14 protein-coding genes are annotated in these 15,799 nt (G+C 69.1%); 11 read left to right on the top strand and 3 right to left on the bottom strand.

Annotated elements, in window-relative coordinates:
• Window positions 1-97 precede the first annotated feature (97 nt).
• The 4 genes from Pma05_RS04710 (at window position 98) to Pma05_RS04695 (ending at window position 5,220) form a co-directional block, all read left to right on the top strand.
• Window positions 98-1,453, top strand: coding sequence for a hypothetical protein (locus Pma05_RS04710; protein ID WP_203856027.1), 1,356 nt, complete (start codon window positions 98-100; stop codon window positions 1,451-1,453).
• A gap of 103 nt (window positions 1,454-1,556) precedes the next feature.
• Window positions 1,557-2,102: a hypothetical protein gene (locus tag Pma05_RS04705; protein ID WP_203856026.1), complete on the top strand. Its 546-nt coding sequence runs from the start codon at window positions 1,557-1,559 to the stop codon at window positions 2,100-2,102.
• Window positions 2,102-3,010 (top strand): hypothetical protein, encoded by a 909-nt coding sequence (locus Pma05_RS04700; protein WP_203856025.1) that lies wholly within the window; start codon window positions 2,102-2,104, stop codon window positions 3,008-3,010. The genes Pma05_RS04705 and Pma05_RS04700 overlap by 1 nt, the downstream gene beginning before the upstream one ends.
• 659 nt (window positions 3,011-3,669) lie before the next feature.
• Window positions 3,670-5,220, top strand: a complete 1,551-nt coding sequence (locus tag Pma05_RS04695) for a non-reducing end alpha-L-arabinofuranosidase family hydrolase (protein WP_203856024.1) — start codon at window positions 3,670-3,672, stop codon at window positions 5,218-5,220.
• 258 nt (window positions 5,221-5,478) lie between these two features.
• Here the strand turns inward: Pma05_RS04695 and Pma05_RS04690 are convergent, their stop codons facing one another.
• Window positions 5,479-6,471, bottom strand: a complete 993-nt coding sequence (locus Pma05_RS04690) for a glycoside hydrolase family protein (RefSeq protein WP_203856023.1) — start codon at window positions 6,469-6,471, stop codon at window positions 5,479-5,481.
• Between the two features lie 236 nt (window positions 6,472-6,707).
• Between Pma05_RS04690 and Pma05_RS04685 the strand changes: the two genes are divergently transcribed.
• From Pma05_RS04685 to Pma05_RS04665, 5 genes are read left to right on the top strand one after another with little or no spacing between them, the layout of a single operon-like run.
• Window positions 6,708-7,886 (top strand): LacI family DNA-binding transcriptional regulator, encoded by a 1,179-nt coding sequence (locus tag Pma05_RS04685; protein WP_275414645.1) that lies wholly within the window; start codon window positions 6,708-6,710, stop codon window positions 7,884-7,886.
• 29 nt (window positions 7,887-7,915) lie between these two features.
• Entirely contained in the window at window positions 7,916-9,514 is a 1,599-nt protein-coding gene (locus tag Pma05_RS04680; RefSeq protein WP_239311671.1) for an FAD-dependent oxidoreductase, read from the top strand.
• Between the two features lie 10 nt (window positions 9,515-9,524).
• The gene (locus tag Pma05_RS04675; RefSeq protein WP_203856020.1) at window positions 9,525-10,802 is read left to right on the top strand and encodes an ABC transporter substrate-binding protein; all 1,278 of its coding nucleotides are present in this window, start codon (window positions 9,525-9,527) and stop codon (window positions 10,800-10,802) included.
• Window positions 10,803-11,756, top strand: coding sequence for a carbohydrate ABC transporter permease (locus Pma05_RS04670; protein ID WP_203856019.1), 954 nt, complete (start codon window positions 10,803-10,805; stop codon window positions 11,754-11,756). It begins immediately after the preceding gene.
• Window positions 11,746-12,588, top strand: coding sequence for a carbohydrate ABC transporter permease (locus Pma05_RS04665; protein WP_203856018.1), 843 nt, complete (start codon window positions 11,746-11,748; stop codon window positions 12,586-12,588). Before Pma05_RS04670 ends, Pma05_RS04665 begins: the two co-directional genes overlap by 11 nt.
• A gap of 79 nt (window positions 12,589-12,667) precedes the next feature.
• On the opposite strand, the gene Pma05_RS04660 is transcribed toward Pma05_RS04665, so the two are convergent.
• On the bottom strand, window positions 12,668-12,934 hold the full coding sequence (locus tag Pma05_RS04660) for a helix-turn-helix domain-containing protein (RefSeq protein ID WP_203856017.1): 267 nt from the start codon (window positions 12,932-12,934) through the stop codon (window positions 12,668-12,670).
• A gap of 76 nt (window positions 12,935-13,010) precedes the next feature.
• On the opposite strand from Pma05_RS04660, the gene map reads away from it, so the two are divergent.
• Entirely contained in the window at window positions 13,011-13,817 is an 807-nt protein-coding gene (map, locus tag Pma05_RS04655; protein ID WP_203856016.1) for a type I methionyl aminopeptidase, read from the top strand.
• 192 nt (window positions 13,818-14,009) lie between these two features.
• On the top strand, window positions 14,010-14,834 hold the full coding sequence (locus Pma05_RS04650) for an SAM-dependent methyltransferase (protein WP_203856015.1): 825 nt from the start codon (window positions 14,010-14,012) through the stop codon (window positions 14,832-14,834).
• 134 nt (window positions 14,835-14,968) lie between these two features.
• On the opposite strand, the gene Pma05_RS04645 is transcribed toward Pma05_RS04650, so the two are convergent.
• Window positions 14,969-15,613, bottom strand: a complete 645-nt coding sequence (locus tag Pma05_RS04645) for a DNA alkylation repair protein (protein ID WP_372441431.1) — start codon at window positions 15,611-15,613, stop codon at window positions 14,969-14,971.
• Window positions 15,614-15,799 lie beyond the last annotated feature (186 nt).

Here is a 15,799-nt window from a genome sequence, read left to right as displayed (position 1 = left end):
TGGCGGTGATCGCGGATTCCTGGGGGTCCACGGCCGGGCAGGCCGGCCAACCACATGCTGTTCCAGGGAACTTGGGGGGTACGGCAACGTGCCGGATGTGAGACCGAACGACGTGACCGGCGGGATCGGGTGGTCGAGGCGGTCGGTTCTGTTGGCCGGTGGGCTACTGCTGACCGGATGCGGTGGCCCGGAGAAGCCGGTCATCGAGAGTGCCGACTACGACGGCGGGGCCTCGAAGTTGGGCCGGATCAGGCCCATCCTCGAACGCCGGGCCAAGGCTCTGGCCGAAGGGAACGAGAAGGCGTATCTCGCCGACCTCGATCCGTCCAACAAGGAACTGGTCGAGCGGGAGCGCTTGGTCTTCGCCAACCTGCGCCGGTTCGAGTTCGCCGAGATCCGGTACGTTCTCAGCGGCATGAGCGAGCAGCCCGACAAGGGTGGCTCCTGGTTCCGGCCGGTGACCCGGATCGCCAAGCTCACCGCGGACGCCGGTCCCGGCGACATCGCACCCGCCGAGTCGTTCCTCTACTGGCTGACCAAGAAGGACGACACCTACCTGGTCGGTGACATCGTGCGGGTCACCATGGAGAACCGGGAGGAGCTTCAGGTCCCCGGGCCGCGCGCCGACGCACCGTGGAACACCGACCAGCTCACGGTACTCAAGGTGGGCGACGCGGTCTGGCTGGCCGGTGACGAGAGCGTCACCAACCTGGACCAGTACGCCGCCGTCACGAACCGGGAACTGGCCAAGGTCAAGGCGCTCTGGGGTGACCGGGAGACCTTCCCCGGGAGCGTCCTCTTCTTCACCCGGGACAAGAAGAACGTCAAGACGTGGTTCGGCATCACGGGTGCCGACAGCTTCACCGAGCAGGCACTGGGCTACCAGATTCCGCAGCACGGGGTGCGGAAGGACGGTCAGACCTACACCGACCAGTACGCGGCCTCGCGGATCCTGGTCAACCTCGGGTCGATCGAGGCGGGGAAGAGCCAGCCGTGGAGCACCATCCGTCACGAGTTGACCCACTCGGTCACCGCCCGGGTCGCGCTGTCCGGCTACGACGATTTTCTGCGGCCCGCCAGGTGGGTGGTGGAGGGTTTCGCCCGGTACAGCGAGACCATCGACCAGCCGGCCCGAGCTGCCGCGATCCGCGGCGAGGTCGCCAGCGGGGTACGGGCCGGCAAGTTCCGGGACACCACGCCACGCAGCGACCCCTTCTACGAGGATGCCGGCTTCAACTACGCCCTCGGGTCGACGGTCTTCAGCCTCGCCGAACGGTTGAAGGGCCGGGACGCGGCGGCGGAGCTGTACGCGCGCCTCGTCCAGCGTATCGACTCGGCCGACCACTCCATCCTCGAACTGCCGATCTTCGAGAGCATCTCCGAAGAGGTACTCGGGATGTCCAGCGGCTCCTTCCGGAGCAGGTGGAAGAGCTTCGTCCGGAATGGAGGCTGAGATGACGGCGAGTCCTCCCGGGGCACGCACTCCGGCTTCGGCACCGCCCGGGCGGTCACTCGCCGGCCCGCCCGGCAGCCGGCCGGGATCACCGGGTGACGGTGTGGGCTCGGGGCCGGGCGCGGGTGGCCGTGGCCGCTGGTTCCTGCTTCCCGTGCTCGGCGTGGCCATGCTGCTGCTCGCCGGCGCCGGTGCGTTCTTCGGCGCGCGCAGCTACGAGGGCAGTCGGGCCTCACAGTCCTGCGGGAGCTACAGCTGCATTCCTCGGCTCGAGGCCGAGACGGTGGTCAAGGCGCTCCAGGACCAGGGGCACACCTGCACGGTGGACAGCAACCACCGGTCCTGCGAGCTGCATATCGGCTTCGTGCGCTTCAGGGCGTCGCTTCAGGTCTCCGACGAACTCATCCACGCGATGACCGTCGACGTCTATCGGGCCGCCCCGGTCGGCGAGACCGGCCTGGCGTACCTGAACTGGTTCGCCACCCTGCCGTACGCCGGTGATCCGGAGACATCCGCCCAGATCGAGGAGTGGGTGGCCGAACAGGTCAACGGCAACAAGGACACCCGGGCCGTCATCGGCGACTACCAGTACCGGCTTACCAATCCCGAGACGTACGCCGTCGAACTTAGTATCAGGGGTAACTTCTGATGACCGACCAACCTTCCGGCCAGCGTTACTCCCCGGACGGCAGGTTCTGGTGGGACGGCACCGCCTGGCGGCCGGTGGAGGCCGTGCCGCCGGCCCGGGCGCCGGGGCAGCTCGGGCCGGTGCAGTTCCCGCCGCCGGCCGGACAACCGCCGGTCGGTCCCGGTCGTCCCCCCGGCACCAACCAGGTGGGCACCAACCAGGTGGGCACCAACCAGGTGGGCACCAACCAGGTGGGCGCCGGCCGTCCGCCCGGCGCTCCCGCTCCGCCTGGCTCAGGGCCGGGCCTTCCGGGTACGACCTTCCCACCGCCCCGGGGCGGGGTTCCTGGGCGTCCGTCCAAGGTCGGCTTCCTACTGGGCCTGGTCGGCACGCTGGTGGCGACCGCATTGCTCGGCGGACTCGTCGGCGGTGTCGCCGGGATGGTCACCACCGAACCACCGGGCAACGAATCCGCGCCCGGGTTCGCCGCCGAGTTCCCCACCGGCGATCGGCAGTACATGACGGGCGTGACCCTCGCCGCGGTCGTCGAGGACTGGATGAAGAAGTCCAACTCGTGGGTCTGCTCCGACACCACCAGTCCGGAGACGTCGGGGAAGTCCGGCAAGGCGATGGAATGCCTCCCAGCGGACGACGATCGGGAAATGTACGTCACCATCGAGTACGACGCCGACGACAAGATCAAGTTGGTGGCCGGCCGCTGCCGCGTGGGCCTCAAGTCCACGCCGTGTACCACACTCGCCGCCAGCCTGGCCGACGTGGTGCTCTCGCCGCAGGGCGACCAACTGCGCAAGCAGGCGGAGAAGTGGGCGACGGAGAACGCCGACAGCGAGCGGGTGACGACCATCGGGGGCATCCGGCTCGAGGCATCTCTCGATCCCCACGGAATGACCGCCACCCCGGGCGTCTGAGCGGATGGGATCGGCTCTGCGGAGGTCGCGCGGTGCGGCCTCGGCCGCGACGTCGCCTGGGTCCGCGGACCGGAGCGGGCGGGGTAGCCGCAGGTAGCGACCCGAGTTCCGGGTCGCACCATCGGCGCGTCCGTTCCCGTCCGCGCCCTGGGGCGTCGCGACTGCGCGGAACCGGCATCGATAACACAAATTGCGGTCAGATTTCTTGGGCGACCGAACCGATTCTCTTCGGCGGAAAGTGGTTATCCGTCACTGCTGTGCGGGTCGCGTTATCCGGAGTGTGTCCTCATCGGTCCTCGGATGCTCGCCCCGGCCAACACATTGATGTCCGCCTCTTGAATCTCCCGAAACAGTCTGGCAATATGCCGTACATCCGCCTGAGCGGCTCCTCCCTGTCTCACTTGATGCCCGTGAAGCAGTGTGGCCGGTCATGTTAGCGGTAACACCGTGTGGTTCCGGCACCTGGAAAGGACAGATCAGAGCGTTGCCGGTGCGTTGGGCGACCAGCATGGCCGGGCAATCCATCCGTCCATGCCGTCGCGCCGAAGCGACGGACGCACCCCGGCGTTTCTACTGTGCCCTCCGGGATTGCGCGGAACGCCACCACTCCCACCCGCGGCGCACGGCGCCTCGGATGGTTCGGGCGAAGGGGAAAGACTATGGATCTCGTGGCGCAGCCGCCACCAGTCACGCCGGCTCCAGGACCGGCTCGTCAGGGTACGGTCCGCGTCCCGCGACGTCGCGGGCGGTCCGCGCTCGTCGTCGCCGTGGTGGCCGCCCTCGTCGCTACCGCCGCGGTCGTGTTCGCGCCGGCGTCCGCGTCGGCGGCGACGGTCGACACGAGCGCGTGGTACGTGTTGATCAACCGCAACAGCGGCAAGGCCCTGGACGTGTACAACCTGGCTACGAACGACGGTGCGCGGATCGTCCAGTGGGCCCGGAACAACGGCAACCAGCAGCAGTGGCAGTTCGTCGACTCGGGCGGTGGCTACTACCGGGTGCGGTCGCGGCTGTCGGGCAAGGTGCTGGACGTCTACAACTTCTCGACCGCCAACGGTGCCAGCATCGTGCAGTGGGCCGACGGCAACGGGACCAACCAGCAGTTCCGGTTGGCCGACTCGGACGGTGGCTACGTCCGGTTGATCAACCGGAACAGCAACAAGGTGGTGGAGGTGCAGGGCGCCTCGACAGCCGACGGTGGAAACATCGTGCAGTACGACGACTGGAACGGCAGCAACCAGCAGTGGCAACTCGTCCGGGTGGACGGTGGGGGCAACCCCACCACGCCGCCGCCGACAGGCGGATGCGATCTTCCGTCGTCGTACCGTTGGACGTCAACGGGTCCGCTGGCGCAGCCGAGGTCGGGGTGGGTCTCGCTCAAGGACTTCACCTACACCCCCTACAACGGCCGGCACCTCGTCTACGCCACCACGCACGACACGGGGACGTCCTGGGGTTCGATGAACTTCGGCCTCTTCTCCAACTGGTCGGAGATGGGCTCGGCCAGCCAGAACGCGATGTCCTCCTCCACCGTCGCGCCGACACTGTTCTACTTCGCCCCGCGCAACATCTGGGTCCTCGCCTACCAGTGGGGTGGGCCCGCCTTCTCCTACCGGACGTCGAGCGACCCCACCAATGCGAACGGGTGGTCGTCGCCGCAGACGCTCTTCTCCGGCAGCATCTCCGGCTCCGGTACGGGACCCATCGACCAGGCCCTCATCGGTGACGGCACGAACATGTACCTGTTCTTCGCCGGCGACAATGGCCGGATCTACCGGGCCAGTATGCCGATCGGCAACTTCCCGGGCAGTTTCGGCTCGAACTACACGACGATCATGACCGACTCGACGAACAACCTCTTCGAGGCGGTTCAGGTCTACAAGCTCCAGGGCCAGAACCGGTACCTCATGCTCGTCGAGGCGATCGGCGCGCAGGGCCGCTACTTCCGCTCCTTCACGGCCACCAGCCTCGGCGGCTCGTGGACACCACAGGCCGCGACCGAGAGCAACCCCTTCGCCGGCAAAGCCAACAGCGGCGCCACCTGGACCAACGACATCAGCCACGGCGAACTGATCCGCAGCAACGCCGACCAGACCATGACCGTCGACCCCTGCAATCTCCAGTTGCTCTACCAGGGGCGTTCCCCCAACTCCGGCGGCGACTACGGCCTCCTGCCCTACCGGCCGGGTCTGCTCACACTGCAACGCTGAGGGCGTGACGCAGGTCCGTCCCGGGCGTTCCTGACGTTCGCGGACGACGGCGTATGCCGAATCGGGTGAGCGTTGTCGCGGCACGCGATCAGGATCGGGAGGAGCTGGAGCGGCGGGCTCGGCACAAGGCCGAGCCCGCCCGGGTCACGCAGCGAGTTCTGTGGGAAAGGGAACTGACCACGGGACGGCCGGGTCGCCCACCGGGCCAGGGCGACCCGCTGCCGGACCACCTCCCGCCGCATGCGAACGCCCAGAGCGTCAGACGGCGCGGGCTACGCAGATCCGGGCGTCCAGCCGCGGGCCCGCCTCGTAGAGCATGTACTGCACGCCGCCGTCGGTGCCGAACGCGGGCGACGCGGTCCGCCCGTTGTCGGAGGCGATCGGGCGGTGGAAGACGCCCAGGTGCACCTCACGGTCGAAGTTGTTGCCCACCTCGGTCAGGTACATGTTGCCGGTGTTGCCGTGGTACGCCAGGTACGCCGTGCCGTTGCGCTTGAGCAGGTGCGCAGCGGAGATGTCGACGCAGCCGTCCGGGGTGGGCGAGACCAGCGGGGTGGGTGAGAACTGCCAGCCGCTCCAGCCGTTCGGTGACCAACCCCAGAAGATCTTGCGGGTACCCGGGCCGATGGTGTGCACGGCCATGAAGACCATCACGTACCGGTTGCCCCTGCCGGCGACCGAGTGCTCGAAGACCCGGGCGTACGAGGTCTCCGTGGTGTTCGGCACCAGCCTGGTGGAGAGGATCGGAGTCTCGTCGGTGAAGTGGATCCCGTCGGTCGACCTCGCCACCCGGGTCGTGTAGTTCTCGCCGTGGAAGTAGAGGTAGAACTGGCGGGTCGGGGCGTCCCACACCACGTGCGGCGATGCGACGTGGCTGACCGTCACGCCGCCGGGCAGGTTGCGGTCGACGATCGGGTTGCCGGCGTACTCGGTGTAGGGCCCTTCCAGCCGGTCCGCGTAGGCCAGGCAGATCCCGCCGGGCGCGTCGTGCGGGCCGTAGTAGAGGTAGTAGCGGCCGAGCCGATTGCTGATCTTGTCGTAGACCCCACGGACGCAGGGGAAGATGAACTCGCCGGTCGGGTTGTAACGCAACGGTCCGGTGAACGCGTCGCGCACGTACCGGTAGCTGGGGAAGCCGGCGGGTCCGGCCAGCGCGGGGGCGGCGGTGCTCAACCCGGCGACGGTGCCACCGGCGACTGCGGCGGCGCCGCGGAGCAGGGTACGGCGGCGGAGTTCAGGGGTACGGGCCATGGGACGGTCCTCCGGTAACCCTCGGTGATCCGGCGTCCCGGATCTGGACGCCTCTCGTTGGTCGAGAAGCAAACTCCGCCAGGCGAGCCGCGTCAAGACGCTAATACGAATTATCGGCGGCACTTTGCCGAGATCTTTCTTCGGTCGAAGGTCTTGACGAGCGGGCGGTCGCCGTGACTACAGTTCACGCCAAGGAAACGTAATGCGTATTAGCACGAAACGGGTGAACACACAGCGTGACTGAATCGCGTAGCCGGCGCGTGACCCAACAGGACATCGCGCGGATGACCGGCGTGAGCCAGGCGACGGTGTCGCTGGTGCTGAACGGCCGCGCCGAGACCGACGTCCGGATCGCGCCGCAGACCCGGGCGCGGGTGCTCGACGCCATCCGCAGCACCGGGTACGTCGCCGACCCGATCGCCCGCCGCCTCGCCGCCCGCCGCAACCGCATCCTCGGCGTGTTCACGTACGAGCCGGTGTTTCCGGTCGGCACCGGCGACTTCTACCATCCGTTCCTGGTCGGCATCGAGGAGGGGGCCGAGTCGCTCGGCTGCGACCTCCTGCTCCTCACCAGCGCCCCGGTGGTCGACGGCCGGCGCCGGATCTTCCACGAGGACAACCGGCTGCGGCTGGCCGACGGCTGCGTGTTGCTCGGTCGCTCGCTCGACCGCGACGAGTTGGCCCGGCTGGTCGCCGAGGGTCAGCCGTTCGTCTCGGTCGGCCGGCGCGACGACGCGGGCGGGCCGGTGCCCTATGTCGGCGCCGACTACCCGGCGGCGACCGCGGCGATCGTCGAGCGGGCCGTCGCGGCGGGGCACCGCACCCTGGCCTACGTGGGGCAGGGCGACCAGCCGGTCGGTCCGGCGCCGCAGACCGGGCTCGACGGCCAGGACCGGCCGGCCGCGCCGGAGTCGCACGCCGACCGCGAGCGCGGTTTTCGGGCCGCCGTCGCCGCCGCCGGAGTCACCGGCATCCACGAGCCGGTCGAGGACCGCTCCCCGGCCGAACTGCTCGACTCGCTGCTCGCCCGGGGCGTGACGGTCGCGCTGATGGAGGAGTACGCGGACGGCTCCGCCATCGCCGCCGCGGCCCGCGAGCGCGGCCTGGACATCCCGCGCGACCTCTCCCTCGCGGCCCTCGGTGACCCGACCCGGCCGGCGCCCTCCGATGTGGACTTCACGATGTTCCGCATCCCCCGGCGCCAGATGGGCTGGCAGGCGGTCGAGGTGCTCACCAGGCTCCTCGAGGGCACACCCGGCCCGGAGACCGGCGAGGCCCGCTCCGACGGGGGACAGCGGCGGGACCGGACCGGGGCGGACGCCCACGACGACACCGGACGCGGCCGGCAGCACCCGCCGCAGATCCTCCTCGACTGCGAACAGGTCGAGGGCACCACGCTGGCGCTACCCCGATGACCAGCCACGCTGCAAGGAAAGGGCATCTGTTGTCAGAGTTGACGTGCGACCTGCTGGTCGTCGGCGGGGGTCTCGGTGGCGTCGCCGCCGCGCTGGGCGCGCTGCGCGCCGGGCGCCGGGTCGTGCTGACCGAGGAGTACGACTGGCTCGGCGGCCAGCTCACCAGCCAGGCCGTACCGCCGGACGAGCACAGCTGGGTCGAGCAGTTCGGCGTGACCGCCTCCTACCGGACCCTGCGGGAGGGCATCCGCGAGCACTACCGCCGCTGGTACCCGCTGACCGCCCGGGCCCGCGCGGACCGGCACCTCAACCCGGGCGCCGGACACGTGAGCCGGCTCTGCCACGAGCCGCGGGTCGCGGTGGCGGTGTTGGAGAGCATGCTGGCGCCGTACCGGGGAAGTGGTCGGCTGGTCGTCCTCCAACCGGCCCGGGCGCTCTCCGCCGACGTGGACGGCGACCGGGTGACCGCGGTGACCGTCGCGCACGAGGGGCGCGAGGTGACCATCACCGCGCCGTACGTCGTGGACGCCACCGAGACCGGCGAGCTGCTCCCGCTGACCGGCACCGAGTACGTCACCGGCTTCGAGTCGCGGGCCGAGACCGGCGAGCCGAGCGCCCCCGACGAGGCGCAGCCGGCCAACATGCAGGCGGTCTCGGTCTGCTTCGCGGTCGACCACGTCGACGGCGACCACACGATCGACAAGCCCGAGCGGTACGACTTCTGGCGCGCCTACCAGCCGCCGTTCTGGGGCGACCGGCTGCTGTCGTTCCGGGCGCCGCACCCGCGCACGTTGGAGATCACCGAGCGGTCGTTCACCCCCAACCCGGACGACGATCCGGCCCTGGTCGTGGCCGACCAGCGGCGCAACCCGGGTGACGGCAACCTGTGGACGTTCCGCCGGATCGCCGCCCGGCGCAACTTCCGGGAGGGTTTCTACGACAGCGACATCTGCCTGGTCAACTGGCCACAGATCGACTACTTCGAGGCGCCGGTCGTCGACGTGCCCGACCCGGCGGCCGGCATCGCGGCGGCCCGGGAACTCTCCCGCTCGATGCTCTACTGGTTGCAGACCGAGGCGCCCCGCCCGGACGGCGGCACCGGCTTCCCCGGACTGCGGCTGCGCGGCGACGTGACCGGCAGCGCCGACGGGCTCGCCCAGGCGCCGTACATCCGGGAGTCCCGCCGGATCCGTGCCCAGTACACGGTCGTCGAGCAGGACCTGTCGCTGGCCGTACGCGGGGACAAGGGTGCGGCGTCCTATCCGGACAGTGTCGGTGTCGGCATGTACCGCATCGACCTGCACCCGTCGACCGGCGGCGACAACTACATCGACGTCGCGTCGTGCCCCTTCGAGATCCCGTTGGGCGCGCTGCTTCCCCGCCGGGTCAGCAACCTGATCGCGGGCGGGAAGAACATCGGCACCACCCACATCACCAACGGTTCCTATCGACTACACCCCGTCGAGTGGAACGCCGGCGAGGTCGCCGGCGTGCTCGCCGACTTCTGCCTGGCCCGCCGGACCACTCCGGCCGCCGTGCGCGATACCCCCGGCCTGCTGGCCGACTTCCAGAACCGCCTCACCGCCGAGGGCGTCGAGCTGCGCTGGCCCGACGTCTCGGGCTACTGAGAGGAACACCATGAGAGCACGAACAACGGCCGCGGTCGCCGTGGCGGCGCTGCTCGGCCTCACCGCCTGCGGCTCCGGCCAGGGCGGCGGGGCCGACGAGGGCCCGATCACGCTGCGGATGACCACCTGGTCGGCGAACGAGGCGCACGTCACGCTCTTCAACGAGATCGCCGACGAATACAAGAAGTCCCACCCGAACGTCACCGCGATCACCTTCGACGCGATCCCGTTCGAGAGCTACACCACCACCCTCACCACCCAGATCGCCGGCGGCAACCCGCCCGACCTGGCCTGGGTACTGGAGAACGCGGCACCCGACTTCGTCTCGTCGGGCGCGCTGCTGCCACTCGACGACACGCTCAAGGGCGCCGACGGCTACAACTTCGACGAGCTGGCCCCGGCCGCGACGAAACTGTGGCAGACCGACGGCAAGCTGTACGGCTACCCGTTCTCCACCTCGCCCTTCGGCATCTTCGTCAACACCGACCTGGTCAAGGCCGCCGGGCAGCAGACGCCCGCCGAACTCATCGCGGCAAACCAGTGGACCTGGGAGAACGCGGCGAAGCTGGCCGCGGCGGTCAACGCCAAGACCGGCAAGGCCGGACTGGTGGTACGCGACTTCGACTACAAGGGTTGGGACAACCTCTCCACCGTGTGGACCGGCTGGGGTGCCGAGGCGTGGAGTGCCGACGGGAAGACCTGCGGCTTCGACAAGCCGGAGATGGTCGAGGCGATGACCTTCCTGCACCGGGCGACCTTCACCGACAAGGCGTTTCCCGGCCCGGGTACGACCGCCGACTTCTTCGCCGCCGAAGCGGGCCTGACGATCACCCAGATCTCCCGGGCCTCGCTGCTCAAGGACACCAAGTTCGGGTGGGACCTGGTCACGTTACCGACCGGCCCGAAGGGCAACTACGCGGTGATCGGCCAGGGCGGGCTGGGCGTACTCAAGAAGGGCAAGCACGCCGAGGCCGCGGCGGACTTCCTCGCCTTCTTCACCAACCCCACCAACTCGGCGAAGCTCGCGCAGTTCTTCCCGCCGCCGCGTACGTCGCAACTCACCACCGACACGCTCGCCAAGACCAATCCGCTGCTCAAGCCGGAGCAGTTGAAGGCGGTCGTGATCGACGGCATCTCCAGCGGCGTGGTCAAGCCCAGCCACACCGGGCAGGCGGAGCTCTCCCAGGCGGTCCGCTCGGCGCTCGACCCGCTGTGGAAGCCGGACGCCGACGTGCCGACCGTACTCGCCGGGGTGTGCACCACGATCAACCCGCTGCTGGCCAAGTAGATGGCACTGCTGACCGACGACCGTAGGGCGGGCCGGACCTCGCACCGGCCCGCCCCGGGCGGTACGCGTCGCTGGTGGACCACCCGTCGCCGCGACCATCTTGCCGGCTACCTCTTCATCGCCCCGCAGCTCGCCGGCAGCGTGCTCTTCGTACTGATCCCGCTCGGCCTCGTGGTCTGGTATTCACTGCACGAGTGGAACGTGCTCGCCGACACGTTCGACTTCGTCGGCGCGGAGAACTACCGGGCCATGGCCGACGACCCCAACCTGCCCGGCGTGCTGCGGGCGACCGCGCTCTTCTCGGTCGGGCTCGTCGCGCTCAACCTGAGCCTGGCGCTCTTCCTCGCGGTACTGCTCAACCAGCGGCTGCGCGGCACCGCCTTCTTCCGGGTGCTCTTCTTCTCGCCGGTCGTCGTGTCACTGGTCGCCTGGACCATCGTGTGGGGCTTCCTGCTCCAGGACAACGGTGGCATCAACGGCCTGCTGGACACGATCGGCGTCGACGGCCCGAACTGGCTGCGCGGCGACCTCACCGCGATGCTCTCGGTGATCGTCGTGCAGGTCGTCAAGAACGTCGGCCTCAACCTGGTGCTCTTCCTGGCCGCGTTGCAGGGGGTGCCGGGCGAACTCTACGAGGCGGCCCGGGTCGAGGGCGCCAGCCGGTGGACCCAGTTCCGCCGGATCACGGTACCGCTGATCAGCCCGACCATCCTGCTCACCTCGATCATCACGGTGGTCGGCTCACTCCAGGTCTTCGCCCAGATCGCCGTGCTCACCCAGGGCGGCCCGGGCTCGTCGACCACGGTCCTCGTCTACTACCTCTACCAGCAGGCGTTCCAGTTCCACCACTTCGGATACGGGGCCACCATCTCCGTACTCCTGTTCCTCATCGTCCTGGCCCTGACCGTCGTGCAGTGGCAGATGCGCAAGAGGTGGGTCTTCCATGAGCAGTAGTCTCTCGCCGCGTACGAAGGTGCTCCTCTACGGCACGCTCTCTGTGCTGGCCATCCCGTTCGTCTTCCCGACCTGGTGGATGGTCACCTCGTCGGTCAAGCCGGTCTCGGAGATCTTCGCGTTCCCGCCCAGCCTCGTCCCGACGTCGGTGAGCTTCGAGGGCTACCGCGACGCGTTCAGCACGCAGCCCTTCGCCCAGCAGTACCTGAACTCTGCGTATATCGCCGTCGTCGTCACCTTCGGCACCCTCGCGGTCTCCGCACTGGCCGGCTACGCCTTCGCCCGCATCCGCTTTCGCGGGCAGAACGCCCTCTTCCTGGTGGTGCTGCTCGGCCTGCTGATTCCGAGCGAGGTGACGATCGTCCCGCTCTTCCGGATGTTCAACGCGGCGGGCCTGGTCGACACCCACTGGCCGCTGATCCTGGTGCCGATCCTGGGCGCTCCGAGCGTACTGGCCACCTTCATCATGCGGCAGTTCTTCCTGGCGCTTCCGGCCGAGTTGGAGGAGGCTGCCCGGCTGGACGGGCTGGGCCGCTTCGCGACCTTCTGGCGCATCGGGCTGCCGCTGTCCCGGCCGGCCCTGGGCGCGGTGTCCATCTTCACCTTCCTGCATAGCTGGAACCTCTATCTGGAGCCGATCGTCTTCCTCTCCACGCCGGAGAAGTTCACCCTGCCGCAAGCGTTGACCCAGTTCGTCGACGCGTACGGCGGTCCGATGTGGAACGTGCAGCTATCGGCGGCGTCGCTGACCGCGATCCCCGTACTGGTCGTGTTCGTGATCGCCCAGCGTCAGTTCGTCGAGGGCCTGGCCCACACCGGTCTGAAGGGCTGATCCGGCCGCCGGGCGCGCCGGGTCGGGGGCAGATCCGCGTATCTGCTTGCACTGCACCGCCGGCGTGGGCGGCTGGTCTCTAGGACGCCTGGCGGATGGGCATCTCGGCCAGCCAGACGTCGGCCAGGTCGCCGAGGGGGACGTCGAGGGCCTGGCTGAGGCAGACCACGGTGCCGAACGCCGGTGCGGGAAGGCGGCCCGCCTCGATCTTGCGTAGCGTCTCGGGGGAGATGCCGGCTGCCAGGGCCACCTCGACCAGGCTGCGGCCGGCCCGCGCGGCCCGGAGCGCGGTCCCGAGGCGCTGGCCCGCTGCGATCTGTTCGGCGGTGAGTGGTTGGCGAACCATGCCAGCAGGATATCCCTTCGGAGCCTCCGTGACCTGACGTGGTATAAAAATACCGCAGACGGAAAGGGAGGCTGTCGTGATCGAGTTCAAGTCCGCCGAGGAGATCGGCCGGATGGCGGTGGCCGGCCAGTTCGTCGGCGAACTGCTCGCCGAGCTGAGCGGGGTCGCCGCGGTCGGCGTCAACCTGATGGACCTCGAACACCACGCCCGCCGCCGGATCAAGGAACGCGGCGCTGAATCCTGCTACTGGGACTACGCCCCTTCGTTCGGCCGTGGCCCGTTCCGCAACGTACTGTGCCTGTCGGTCAACGACGCGGTGCTGCACGGTCTGCCGCACGACTATGTTCTGCGGGACGGTGACCTGGTCAGCATCGACATGGCGGCCGGCATCGACGGCTGGGTCGCCGACTCCGCGCTCTCCGTCGTCGTCGGCACCCCCGACCCGGCCGACCTGAAGCTGATCGAGGCCACCGAGGTGGCACTGGAGGCCGGCATCGCCGCCGCCCAGCCCGGCGGTCGCCTCGGTGACATCTCCGCCGCGATCGGCGAGGTCGCCCGCTCCTACGGCTATGGCGTCAACGCCGAGTTCGGCGGCCACGGCATCGGCCGTACCATGCACGAGGCCCCGCACGTCTCCAACAACGGCCGCGCCCGCCGGGGCCTGAAGCTCGACCCCGGCCTCACCATCGCCATCGAGCCCTGGTTCTGCCGCTCCACCGACAAAATCAAGTTCGACACCGACGGCTGGACGATCCGCTCCGCCGACGGCTCCCGCACCGCCCACTCCGAACACACGGTCGCCATCACGGCTACCGGCCCCCAGGTCCTGACCCGCCGCCCGACGTCGGCCGATCCCACCACGAAGCCCGCCACCGCCTCCTGACCCACAACTGCCCGTTCGTCCCGGGCTGCCCAACTTCTCCGGCCTCGATCATCTTGAGGTCTGCTGGGTCGTCCCCGCGGGCCCGGACTTCGCAACCGACCGCCGGACCGGATCGGGCAAGGGGGCGCGGTTCCACTATGCTGATCATGCTTTTGCCCTTACCCGTGCCCAGCTAGGCCCGATGGAGCACACATGTCCGATTTGCACTCCGCTGGCCGGGAGTCGGCGAACTCCAGACTCGACACCAATGTGCCGCACACGGCGCGGATCTGGAACTACTGGCTCGGCGGCAAGGACAATTTCGCGGCGGATCGGGAGGTCGGGGACCGGGTCAAGGACATCTTTCCCGTCGTGATCGAGTTGGCCCGCGCCGACCGACTGTTCCTGGGGCGGGCCGTCCACCACCTGGTCGCCGAGGCGGGGATCCGTCAGTTCCTGGACATCGGCACGGGGCTGCCCACCCAGGACAACACCCATCAGGTCGCGCAGCGGGTGGCCCCCGCGGCGCGGATCGTCTATGTCGACAACGATCCCCTGGTGCTCGTACACGCGCGCGCCCTGCTGACCAGTTCCCCAGAGGGTGCCACCGACTACATCGACGCCGACCTGCACGATCCGGGCACCATCCTGCGGAGGGCGGCCGACACGCTGAACTTCTCCGAGCCGGTGGCGATCATGCTGCTCGGGGTCATGCACTTCATCAACGACGACGACGAGTTGCAGCAGATCATCGACCGGCTGCTGGCCGCGGTGCCGTCCGGCAGCTACGTGGCCGTGGCGAACACCACCACGGCGGTCAACGGCGAGGCCACCGCCGAAGCGGTCCGGGTGTGGAACATCGACGCCCAGCCGAAACTGAAGCTGCGGACCCCCGAGCGGATCGCCGAGTTCTTCACCGGCCTTCAGGTCGTGGAACCGGGCTGGGTCTCGTGCTCACGGTGGCGCCCCGAACCGCAGGACGACGGCAGCCTGCCGGTCGAGGTCGACCAGTGGTGCGGGATCGTCCGCAAACCGTAGGCCCACCCGAAGGTGCCACCGCCCAACCGGGCGAGGCACCGCTGCCGTCGCCGCCCTGCCGGTCACGTCGGTCGACCTGTCCCGACGAAGATCCCGAACGGCGGCTGCCGTACGTGGCGTGGGTGCGGACGTGCCTACTTGGCGTGCTGTCGGCGTACCATCTCGTTGATCCAGATGGGCGCGAACGGAGACGTGCAGTTCGGCGGTGTCGGGTAGTCCTTGAGTACCTCCAGGCGCTCGCCGATGTCGATGGCCCGGGCGCGGTGCGCGGCATGCTCGATCCCGATCTGAGCCAGGCAGTGGTTCATCGCCCACTGGAGGCGAGCCGGGGCATCTCTCAGCTCCGCCTCGACGACGTCGAGCAGCCCCGGCAGGTCGAGGCCCTCGGGCTTCTTGGCCACGCGTTCGGTGGTCAGCGCCCAGCCGGCACTCGCGACCACCGGATCCGGATCGGCGGACCAGGCCAGGCGCAGCTCTTCGGCGTACGGGTTCTTCTTCACCACGTAGTTCACGAGCCAGTCGTGCACCTTGGGGGTACGCGCCTCGCGCAACATGACGTCCAACTCGGCACGCTCGAACGCCTTCGGGCGGCAGATCAGGATCGCCAGCAGTCTCGCCGCGGTGTCAGCCGTCGCCCAGAGCTGGCGCGCGAGTTCCTGCTGCGTCTTCAGCCGCTTCGCGAGCGCCCGCAGCATGCCGAGGTTCACGCCGTGATCGTCACCGTGTTTCCGGTTCACCTCGCGTGCCTTCGGGTCGTCGAGCGCGGCCAGTTCGGCCATCACCTCGGCTACCGTCGTCTCGGTCAACTCAGTCTCCCGTCCAGCAGGTGTGGGACCCAGCCTACGAGGAAGCTCGGTGCACCATCGACGGAGCCGGCAGCCGTCGGTGCGTCGCCCATGGGTGGCGGGTGGACTGTCGCGCACGGCCGCGTACCAGGCGTCGGTTGTCGTCCCGCGAGCCTCGTC

It is taken from the genome of Plantactinospora mayteni (assembly GCF_016862935.1).
In the GTDB taxonomy this organism is placed as follows: domain Bacteria; phylum Actinomycetota; class Actinomycetes; order Mycobacteriales; family Micromonosporaceae; genus Plantactinospora; species Plantactinospora mayteni.
This window is presented reverse-complemented; position numbering and strand designations above follow the sequence as displayed.